Below are 10,918 nucleotides of genomic sequence, written 5' to 3'. Positions count from 1 at the left end.
CCTTCGGTGACGCCTGCTCAGGAGAGTCCGAACTCGCTGTCGATGAAACTGATGATCTCGTCGGCCGTGGCCGAGCTGAGCTGATCGGCCACGTCCTCGACGGTGGCTCCGGATTCTTGGTGCCGTTCCTTCCAGGAGAAGACCAGCTGTTCGAGCCGGGCGGTGATCTCCCCGGCGGTGGCGCATTCGGCCGCCATGACGGCCAGCCTGGCCTCGATCCGGTCGAGCTCGGCCAGGACCTGCTGTTCGGCGCTGTGCGCGGGTGGCGCCAGCTCCTCCAGCAGGTGCCCGGCCAGCGCGGCGGCGTTGGGGTAGTCGAAGATCAGGGAGACGGGCAGCCGCAGTCCCGTGATCGCCTTGAGCCGGTTGCGCAGCTCCACGGCGGTCAGCGAGTCGAAGCCGAGGTCCTTGAACGCCCGTCCCGGTTCGACGGACTCCGGCCCGGCGAAGCCGAGCACGGCGGCCACGTGGCCGCGTACCAGGTCGAGGAGCATCGGGGCCCGCTCCGCCTCCGGCAGGGCGGCCAGCCGGTCGGTGAGCGACTCGCCCATGGGCGTCTCCGCCGCGAGCACGCGGCGCGTGGAGATGCGTACCAGGCCGCGGAAGAGCGGGTGGCCGAACCCCTTGGCCGCGCCCGCGCGCAGCGTGGCGAGATCCAGGTGGATCGGCACGAGCGCCGCCTCGTCCACGCTCAGCGCCCGGTCGAACAGGCCGAGGCCCTCGTCGAGGCCGAGCGCGCCCATGCCGGACCGGCTCAGCCTGCTCAGGTCGGCCTCGTCCAGGTGGCCGGTCATACCGCTGCCGCTCTGCGGCGACCACAGGCCCCAGGCCAGGGAGGTCGCCGCCAGCCCGCGGGCGCGGCGGTGCTGGGCGAGCGCGTCCAGGAACGTGTTCGCCGCGGCGTAGTTGCCCTGGCCGGGGCTGCCGAGGATGCCCGCGGCGCCCGAATACAGGATGAACTGCGCCAGGTCGAGATCGGCGGTCAGCTCGTGCAGGTTGGCGGCAGCGGTCACCTTCGGGCGCATGACGGCCTCGACGCGTTCCGGGGTGAGCGAGGAGATCATCCCGTCGTCGAGCACGCCCGCCGTGCTGACGACCCCGGTCAGCGGGTGCTCGGCGGGGATGCTCGCGAGCAGCGCGGCGAGGGCGTCGCGGTCGGCGGCGTCGCAGGCGGCGACCGTCACGGTGGCGCCGAGCCCGGTCAGCTCCGCCTCCAGCGCCGCCGCGCCGTCGGCGGCGGGGCCGCGCCGGCTGGCCAGGACCAGGTGCCGCACTCCGTGCTCGGTGACCAGGCGCCTGGCGGCGAGGGCGCCGAGCGCGCCGGTGCCGCCGGTGACGAGCACGGTGCCCTCGGGGTCGAGGGCGGGCGGTGCCGTCAGGACGACCTTGCCGATGTGGCGGGCCTGGGCGACGTACCGGAACGCGTCGGGGGCGCGGCGGACGTCCCACGTGCTGATCGGCGGGAGCCGGAGCGCGCCGCGCGCGAACAGGGCGGCGATCTCGGCCAGGATCTCGCCGGTGCGGGCCGGGCCGAGCAGGGTGAGGTCGAAGTTCTGGTAGCGGACCGAGGGCAGCTCGGCCGGGTCCCGTACGTCCGTCTTGCCCATCTCGATGAAGCGTCCGCCCGGTCGCAGCAGGCCCAGCGAGGCGTCCACGAACTCGCCCGCGAGGGAGTTGAGCACGACGTCCACGCCCGAGGCGAAGGTCTGCGCGAACTCCAGCGTCCGGGACGAGGCGATGCGCTCGGCGGGGACGCCCAGCTCGCGTACCGCGTCCCATTTGCTCTCGCTGGCGGTGCCGTAGACCTCGGCGCCCAGGTGGTGCGCGAGTTGCACGGCGGCCGTGCCCACGCCGCCCGCGGCGGCGTGCACGAGCAGCGCCTCGCCTGCCTGGAGCCCGGCGAGGTCCACCAGGGCGTGGTAGGCGGTGACGAAGGCGATCGGCACGGACGCCGCCTGGGCGAACGTCCAGTCGTCCGGGATGCGGGCGAGCAGCCGGTGGTCGGTGACCGCCTCCCGGGCGAAGCCGTCGACGATGCCCATCACCCGGTCGCCGGGCGCGAGCGTGGTGACGTCGTCGGCCACCTCGATGACGACGCCGGCGCCCTCGCCGCCCATCGGCGCGTCGCCCGGGTACATGTCCAGGGCGATCAGCACGTCGCGGAAGTTCAGGCCCATGGCCTTGGTGCCGATGCGGACCTCGCCGGGCGCGAGCGGCGCCGACGGGGTGGGAAGCAGCGCGAGGTCGTCGAGCGTGCCGCGGGCGGTGACGTCCAGCCGCCAGTTCGCGGCATCGGCCGGCGGGGTCAGCGCGCCGTCGGCTCCGGGCCGGGCCAGGCGGGGCGCGTACGCCGTGCCCTTCCTGATCGCGAGCTGCGCCTCGCCTGTCGCGAGCGCGGCGGGCAGCGCCCGACAGGAGTCCGCGTCACGGTCGAGGTCGAGGACGACGACCCGTTCGGGGCTCTCCGACTGCGCGGACCTGACGAGGCCCCAGACCCCGGCGTTGACCAGGTCCGGCACCTCCTCTTCCGCCGTGGTCGCGACCGCGCCCCGGGTGAGGAGGACAAGCTTGGAGGCGGGGAAGCCCTCCTCGGCCAGCCAGGTCTGCAGCAGCTCCAGCACCTGGCAGGTCCGGTCGGCGACCGTCGCGGCCAGATCGGGCTCCGGTTCGCCGTCCAGCGGGACGACCACCCATTCGGGCACGGATCCGGTGGCCACGAGTTCGGCCAGGCCGGCGTGCGCGGCCGCGTCGATCCCGGCGGCTGCCAGTTCTGACGGGTCGCCGATGACCGCCCATCGCTGCTCGCCCGCGGGTTCGCCGGCAGGTACCGGCGCCCATTCGAGCGTGTAGAGCGAGTCCTCTCCGGTGGCGCGCTGCTCGGCGCCGAGGTCGGCGGGCAGCGGGCGCAGGATCAGCGAGTCCACGTGCGCGACGGGCACGCCGGTCGTGTCGGTGACGGCGAGCGTCACGTCGTCGGTGCCGCGGGGGGTGAGCCGGACGCGGATCGAGGTCGCGCCGGTCGCGTGCAGCCGTACGCCGGTCCAGGCGAACGGCATCCGCGGCCCGTCCTCGGCGGTGGCCGCGTTGAGCGCGACGCTGTGCAGCGCGGCGTCGAGCAGCGCCGGGTGCAGCCCGAATCCGCCGGTCTCGGTACCTTCCGGCAGCGCCACCTCGGCGAACAGCTCCTGGTCGCGCCGCCAGGCCGCCTTCAGACCCTGGAACGTGGGTCCGTAGCCCAGGCCGACCGCGCCGAGCCAGTCGTACAGGCCGGTCATCGGGAGCGGCTGCGCGCCCTCGGGCGGCCAGGCGGCCGTCTCCTGGGCGGGCGGCGCGGCGGCCTCCGGCGCGAGCACGCCGGTGGCGTGGCAGGTCCACGGGTCGTCGGCGGCTCCGCCGTCGGGCCGGGTGTGGACGGTGAGCTGCCGCCGCCCGTCCTCGTAGGGGGCGCCGACGGCCAGCTGGAGCTGGATCGCGCCGCGTTCCGGCACGATGAGCGGGGCCTGCAGGGTGAGCTCTTCGAGCAGGTCGCAGCCGGCCTCGTCGCCGGCCCTGACGGCCAGCTCCACGAACGCCGTGCCGGGCAGCAGCACCTGGCCGTTGACCTGGTGGTCGGCCAGCCACGGGTGGGTCTTCAGCGAGAGCCTGCCGGTCAGCAGCACGCCGTCGGAGTCGGCCAGCGAGACGGCGGCGGCCAGGAGGGGATGCCCGGCCGCCCCGAGCCCGGCGGCTCCGACGTCACCCGCGCTCGCGGTGCGCTCCTCCAGCCAGAAGTGCTGGTGCTGGAAGGCGTAGGTGGGCAGGTCGACCATCCGGGGGGCGGCGGGCTCCAGGGCCTGGGCCCAATCGACGTTCACCCCGCGTACCCACAGCTCGGCGGCGCTCGTCCACAACCTGCGCAGACCACCGTCGTCGCGGCGCAGCGTGCCACACGCCACCACGTCCTCGACCGTCTCCTGCACCGCCATCATCAGCACCGGATGGGCACTGACCTCAACGAACACGCCATGTCCCTGCTCGGCCAGCGCCCGCACCGACGGCTCCAGCCACACCGTCCGCCGCAGGTTCTCGTACCAGTACGCGGCATCCACCTCGGTCCCGGCCAACCAGCACTGCCGGACGGTCGAATACCACGGCACCTCGCCCGTTTGCGGGGTCACCGGGGCCAGCAGTCGCGCCAGCTCGTCCTCGATCGCCTCGACATGCGCCGAATGCGAGGCGTAGTCCACCTCGATCCGCCGCGCCCGCACCGCGTCGTGCCGAGCCAGGAATTCCTCAATGGCATCCGCATCGCCTGACACCACCGTCGAGGCAGGCCCGTTCACCGCCGCGATGGAGATCCGGTCGTCTACCGCCACCTCCGAAGCGGGCAGCGGGATCGACGCCATACCGCCCCGACCGGCCAGCGCCACGATCGCCTGGCTCCGCAACGCCACCACCCGGGCACCGTCCTGAAGCGACAACGCACCAGCCACGACTGCGGCGGCGATCTCACCCTGGGAGTGACCGACCACGGCGGCCGGTGACACTCCGAGCGAGCGCCACACCTCGGCCAGCGACACCATCACGGCCCACAGCACCGGCTGCACCACATCGACCCGGTCCAAGCCCTCCCCGCTACGCAACACCTCTGTGAGGGACCAGTCCACGAACTCCGACAGCGCCGCCTCACACTCCGCCATCCGCGCCGCGAACACCGGCGAGTCATCCAGCAACTCGACGCCCATACCGAGCCACTGCGACCCCTGACCAGGAAAGACGAACACCGTCTTGCCACATGGCCCGGCCACACCCCGCACCGCGCCCTCGTCCAGACCGGCCAGCAGCTCCTCCCGATCCGCACCGATCACCACCGCGCGGTGGTCGAACGCCGACCGCGAAGCCACCAGCGAATGCGCCACATCCACCGGCCGGACCCCGGCCACCGCATCGGCCAACCGGCCCGCCTGGGCCCGCAACGCCTCCGCGCTGCGACCCGAAAGCACCCACGGCACCACCGGCGGCTCGTCGACGGGCTCGGGCTCCTCGTCCGTGCCCGGCACCTGCTCGATGATCACGTGGGCGTTGGTGCCGCTGATGCCGAAGGAGGAGACGGCGGCGCGGCGCGGATGATCCTGCACGTCCCACGGCCGGGCCTCGGTGAGCAGCTCGACGGCCCCGGCCGACCAGTCCACGTGCGGCGACGGCTCGTCCACGTGCAGCGTCTGCGGCAGCATCCCGTGCCGCATCGCCATGACCATCTTGATGACCCCGGCGACACCGGCGGCGGCCTGGGTGTGGCCGATGTTCGACTTGACCGAGCCGAGCCACAGCGGCTGGTCCCGGTCCTGGCCATAGGTGGCGATCAGCGCCTGGGCCTCGATCGGGTCGCCCAGCGTCGTGCCCGTCCCGTGTGCCTCGACCACGTCCACGTCGGCGCCCGACAGCCCGGCGTTGGCCAGGGCCTGGCGGATCACCCGCTGCTGGGAAGGGCCGTTCGGCGCGGTCAGGCCGTTGCTGGCCCCGTCCTGGTTGATGGCCGAGCCCTTGACGACCGCCAGCACCGGGTGGCCGTTGCGGCGGGCGTCCGACAGCCGCTCCACCAGCAGCATGCCGACGCCCTCCGACAGCGCGAACCCGTCCGCCGCGCCGGCGAAGGGCTTGCACCTGCCGTCCCGGGCGAGCGCGCCCTGGAGGCTGAAGCCGATGAATCCGAGCGGGGTGCACATCACCGTGACGCCGCCGGCCAGGGCCAGGTCACAGTCGCCGTTCCGCAGCGCCTGCGCCGCCAGGTGCAGCGCCACCAGCGACGACGAGCACGCCGTGTCCACCGTCACCGCGGGCCCTTCGAGCCCCAGCGCGTACGCGACCCGGCCGGACGCGATGCTGCTCAGCGTGCCGGTGACCAGGTGCCCCACGGATTCCAGCGGGACCTGGTCGGAGTGGCGGCCGTACTCCTCGTAGGCCGCGCCGACGAAGACGCCGGTACGGGTGCCGCGCAGCGAGCCGGGCTCGATCCGGCCGTGCTCGATCGCCTCCCACGAGGCTTCGAGCAGGACCCGCTGCTGCGGGTCCATGGCCAGGGCCTCGCGCGGGCTGATGCCGAAGAACTCGGGGTCGAACTCGGCCGCGTCACGCAGGAAGCCGCCGTCCCGTACGTACGAGGCGAGCTGCGCCTCGGGGTCCGGGTCGTAGATCCCCTCGACGTCCCAGCCGCGATCGTCCGGGAGGGCCGAGATCGCGTCCCCACCCTCGGCGACCAGCCGCCAGAGGTCGTCGGCGTTGGTCACGCCGCCGGGCATCCGGCAGCTCATCCCGACGATCACGATCGGGTCGTCGGAGACCGGCCCGCGGGTCTCGCCGGTGAACCCGGCCTCCGTCCGGGTGCCCAGGATCTCGCCGCGGACCAGGCCCGCGAGCGCCTTGACGTTCGGGTAGTCGAAGACCACGGTCGCCGGGAGCCGCACGCCCAGCGCGGCGTTGAGCCTGCCGCGCAGCTCGACCGCGGTGACCGAGTCGAAGCCGAGGTCTCGGAAGGCCCGGTCCACCTCCACCTCGCCGGGGGCGTACCCGAGCACGGCGGCCACCTGCTCGCGCACCTGCGCGACCAGCAGCCGGTCCTGCTCGTCCTCGCTCAGCGGGAGGAGTTTCGCGCGCAGCTCGGAGGACTCGGAGTCGGCTACCGCCTCCTTCTGGAACACCGCCACGGCCTCGGGAACGCCGTCGAGAAGGGGCCGCCGCCGGGCGGCGGTGAAGATGGGGAAGAACCGTTCCCAGTCGACGTCGGCGACGACCAGGTTGGTCTCGCCGTCGTCCAGGGCCTGCCGCAGGGCGTCGATGGCCAGGCCGGCGTCCATGTAGCGGACGCCGGTCCTGCGGGCGTCCTCCTCGTCGAGGAGCGTGGTCATGCCGCCGCCCGCGGCGTCCCAGAAGCCCCAGGCGACGGCCGTGGCGGCGAGGCCGCGGGCGCGGCGGTGCGCGGCCAGCGCGTCGAGGTAGGCGTTGCCGGCGGCGTACGCGCCGTTCAGGGCGCCGCCCCAGACACCGGCGCCGGACGAGAACAGCACGAACGCGTCGAGCGGTCCGTCGAAGGCCGCGTCCAGGTTGGCGGCTCCGACGATCTTGGCTTGGGTGGCCTCGGCCAGCTCGTCCCGTCCGAGCCGGGTGAGGGGCTGCATGTGGGGCACGCCCGCGGTGTGGAAGACCGATCGGACGGGGGCGTCGGCCTCGATCTCGCGGACCAGGGCCGCGAGCGCGTCGCGGTCGGCCACGTCGCACTTGGACACCGTCACCCGCGCGCCGAGTTCCTGGAGCTCGGCCACGAGCGTGGCGGCGCCGGGGGCGTCGGCGCCGCGCCGGCTGGTGAGCACGAGGTGCTCGGCGCCGTCGCGGGCCAGCCACCGCGCGACGTTCGCGCCCAGGCCGCCGGTGCCGCCGGTGATCAGTACGGTGCCGCGGGCCCGCCAGTGCTCGGCCGGTTCGGTCCGCGCCCTTGGCGCCCTGGACAGGCGGCGGGCGAAGATCCCCGAGGCGCGGACGGCGAGCTGGTCCTCTTCCCCGATCCCGGCGAGCACGGTGACCAGGCGGGTCAGGACGCGCTGGTCGAGCGTCTCCGGCAGGTCCACGAGGCCGCCCCAGCGGGCGGGGTGCTCCAGGCCGAAGACCCGGCCGAGCCCGGAGACCGCGGCCTGCTCCGGGTCGCGGACCGGGTCGGCCCGGCTGACGCTCTCGGCTCCGTCGGTGGCGATCCAGAGCGGCGCCGCCACGCCGGCGTCGTCCATGGCCTGGATCAGCGTGACCGTCCGGGCCAGGTCGCAGTGGAGGGCGAGCACGCCGGCCGGCGTCTCGTCCCCGCCCAGCAGCGCGGCGAGGTCGTCCCTCCCGGAGTCGCTGGTGACCTCCAGGAGCTCGCACCGGGCTCCGTGCCGTTCGAGCGCCCCGGTGACGGAGGCCGCCGCGTCGCCGCCGGCCCGGTCCGCCGGGACGACGACGCGCCAGGTGCCCGACAGCGCGGGCGGCTTCCCGCCGGGTGCGCCGACGGGCGTCCAGGTGACGCGGTACCGCCAGGAGTCGAGCACGTCCTGGTCGCGCCGCCGGCGCCGCCAGGACGACAGCGCCGGCAGGATGGCCGCCAGCGGGGAGCCGTCCTCGATGCCGAGGGTGGCGGCGAGCGCGGCCACGTCCTCGCGTTCGACCGCGGCCCAGAACTCGGGGTCGACGGAGCCTTCGGGCGCCTGCTCGGCCGGGGTCGCGCCGGGCATGAACCAGAAGCGCTTGCGCTGGAAGGCGTACGTGGGCAGCTCGACGCGCTGGGGGACGGCGTCGGCGAAGTACGCGTCCCAGTCGACGGCGACGCCCCGGCAGTGCAGCCGGCCGAGGGCCTCGACGAAGGCGCGGGCCTCGTCGCGGTCCTTGCGCGTGGCGCTGACGAAGAACGCGGCGTCGTCGCCGTCGAGCGTCTGCCTGGCCAGGCTGGTCAGCACCCCGTCCGGGCCGATCTCCACGAACACGGTGGCGCCGGCGGCCCTGGCGGTGGTGACGGCGTCGCCGAAGCGCACCGCCCGGCGGACGTGGTCCACCCAGTAGCCGGGGTCGGTGAGCTGCCCGGGCTGCGCCTTCTGCCCGGTCACGTCGGAGATGATCGGAATGGCGGGCTCGCCGTACGTCAAGGACTCCGCGACCTGCCGGAACTCCTCCAGCATCGGCTCGACGAGCGGCGAGTGGAAGGCGTGGGAGACGCGCAGCCGGCGGGTGCGTACCTGCCCCGCCTCGAGTGCCTGCGCGATCTCGTCGATGTCGCCGGCGGCGCCGGAGACGACGACCGCGCCCGGCGCGTTGACCGCGGCGATCCCGGCCCGGTCCGCGCGGCCGGCCAGCAGCGGGAGCACCTGCTCCTCCGGGGCGGCGACGGCGAGCATGGCGCCGCCCGCGGGCAGCGCCTGCATCAGCCGGGCCCGCGCGGCGACCAGCGCGCAGGCGTCGCCGATCGAGAGCACCCCCGCGACGTGGGCGGCGGCGAGCTCGCCGACCGAGTGCCCGGCGAGCACGTCGGCCTCGATGCCCAGCGAGGTCAGCAGCCGGTACAGGGCGACCTCGAAGGCGAACAGGGCGGGCTGGGTCATGCCCGTCTCGTCCAGCACCCCGTCGGGGTCGGTGAACATGACGTCCCTGATGGGGTGCGGCAGCAGCGGGTCCAGCACCTTGCAGACGTCTTCGAGCGCGGCGGCGAACACCGGGAACGCCTGGGCGAGCGCGGCGCCCATGCCCACCCGCTGGCTGCCCTGGCCGGCGAACAGGAAGGCGATCCTGCCTCCCGCCCCGGAACCCGTGACGGCGGTGGCGCCGTCGGCGAGCGACCGGAGACCGGCCAGGAGCTCGTCCCGGGTCTCCCCCACGATCACGGCGCGCTGGTCGAGCGCCGCCCGGCCGGTCGCGAGCGACCAGCCGACGTCCTCGACGCGCAGGTCCGGCCGCGTGGCCGCCCACGTACTGAGCCGGTCGGCCTGCGCGGCCAGCGCCTGCGCGTCCCTGGCGGAGACCGTCCAGGGCACCAGCGGCAGGTTCAGCCCGGCCTGCTCGGCGGTGTCGTCCTGCTCGGCCGGCGTCTCTTCGAGGATCAGGTGGGCGTTGGTGCCGCTGAAGCCGAAGGCCGAGACGGCGGCGCGGCGGGGCGCCTCGCCGGACTCCCACGACCGGGGCTCGGTGAGCAGCTCGACGGCGCCGGCCGACCAGTCCACGTGCGTGGACGGCTCGTCCACGTGCAGGGTGCGCGGCAGCGTCTCGTTGCGCAGCGCCATCACCATCTTGATCACGCCGCCGACGCCGGCGGCGGCCTGGGCGTGGCCGATGTTCGACTTCAGCGAGCCCAGCCACAGAGGCTGGTCCCGGTCCTGCCCGTACGCGGTGATGAGCGCCTGGGCCTCGATCGGGTCACCCAGGGTGGTGCCGGTGCCGTGGCCCTCCACCGCGTCCACCTGCGAGGGCGACAGGCCCGCGTCGGCCAGCGCCTCCCTGATCACGCGGATCTGGGAGGGGCCGTTCGGCGCGGACAGCCCGTTGCTGGCGCCGTCCTGGTTGACCGCGCTGCCGCGGATGACCGCGAGGACGTGGTGCCCGTTCTCCCGCGCGTCCGACAGGCGTTCGAGGAGCAGCACCCCCACGCCCTCGCTCCAGCCGGTGCCGTTCGCCGCGTCGGCGAAGGACTTGCAGCGGCCGTCGGCCGACAGGCCCCGTTGCTGGGAGAACTCGATGAAGGTGTTCGGGGTCGCCATCACCGTCACGCCGCCGGCCAGCGCCAGCGAGCACTCGCCGCGCCGCAGCGCCTGCGCCGCCAGGTGCAGCGCCACCAGCGACGACGAGCAGGCCGTGTCGACCGAGATCGCCGGGCCCTCGAGGCCGAGCGCGTACGCCACGCGGCCGGAGACCACGCTGCCGAGCGCCTCGGCGCGGAAGTAGTCGTGGTACATGACGCCGGCGTAGACGCCGGTCCGGCTGCCGCGCACGGAGTTCGCGTCGATGCCGGCGCGCTCGAACGCCTCCCAGCACGACTCCAGGAACATCCGCTGCTGCGGGTCGGTCCCGAACGCCTCACGTGGCGAGATCGCGAAGAAGCCGGCGTCGAAGTCGGCCGCGTCGTAGACGAAGCCGCCCGTCCGGGCCGTGGTCGTGCCCGGGTTGTCCGGGTCGGGGTGGTAGAGGTTCTCGTCCCAGCCGCGGTCGGTGGGGAACTCGGAGATCGCGTCGACGCCGTCGGCGACGAGCCGCCACAGCTCCTCGGGCGAGGTAACCCCGCCCGGGTAGCGGCAGGCCATGCCGACGATCGCGATCGGCTCGTGCTCCCGGCCCTGGATCTCCCGCAGTTGCTGCCTGGTTTGGTGCAGGTCGGCCGTGACCCGCTTCAGGTAGCCCCGGAGCTTGTCTTCGTTTGCCATCGAACGTAGCC

1 protein-coding gene is annotated in these 10,918 nt (G+C 74.3%); it reads right to left on the bottom strand.

Annotated elements, in window-relative coordinates:
* Positions 1-17: 17 nt before the first annotated feature.
* Entirely contained in the window at positions 18-10,907 is a 10,890-nt protein-coding gene (locus AB0J87_RS49765) for a type I polyketide synthase (protein ID WP_363979369.1), read from the bottom strand.
* Between the last annotated feature and the right edge of the window lie 11 nt (positions 10,908-10,918).

The sequence above is a fragment of the Nonomuraea sp. NPDC049625 genome (assembly GCF_040675285.1).
GTDB classification, from domain to species: Bacteria; Actinomycetota; Actinomycetes; order Streptosporangiales; family Streptosporangiaceae; genus Nonomuraea; species Nonomuraea angiospora_A.
Note: the sequence above shows the minus strand (reverse complement) of the source record. Positions and strands in the feature narration are given on the sequence as shown.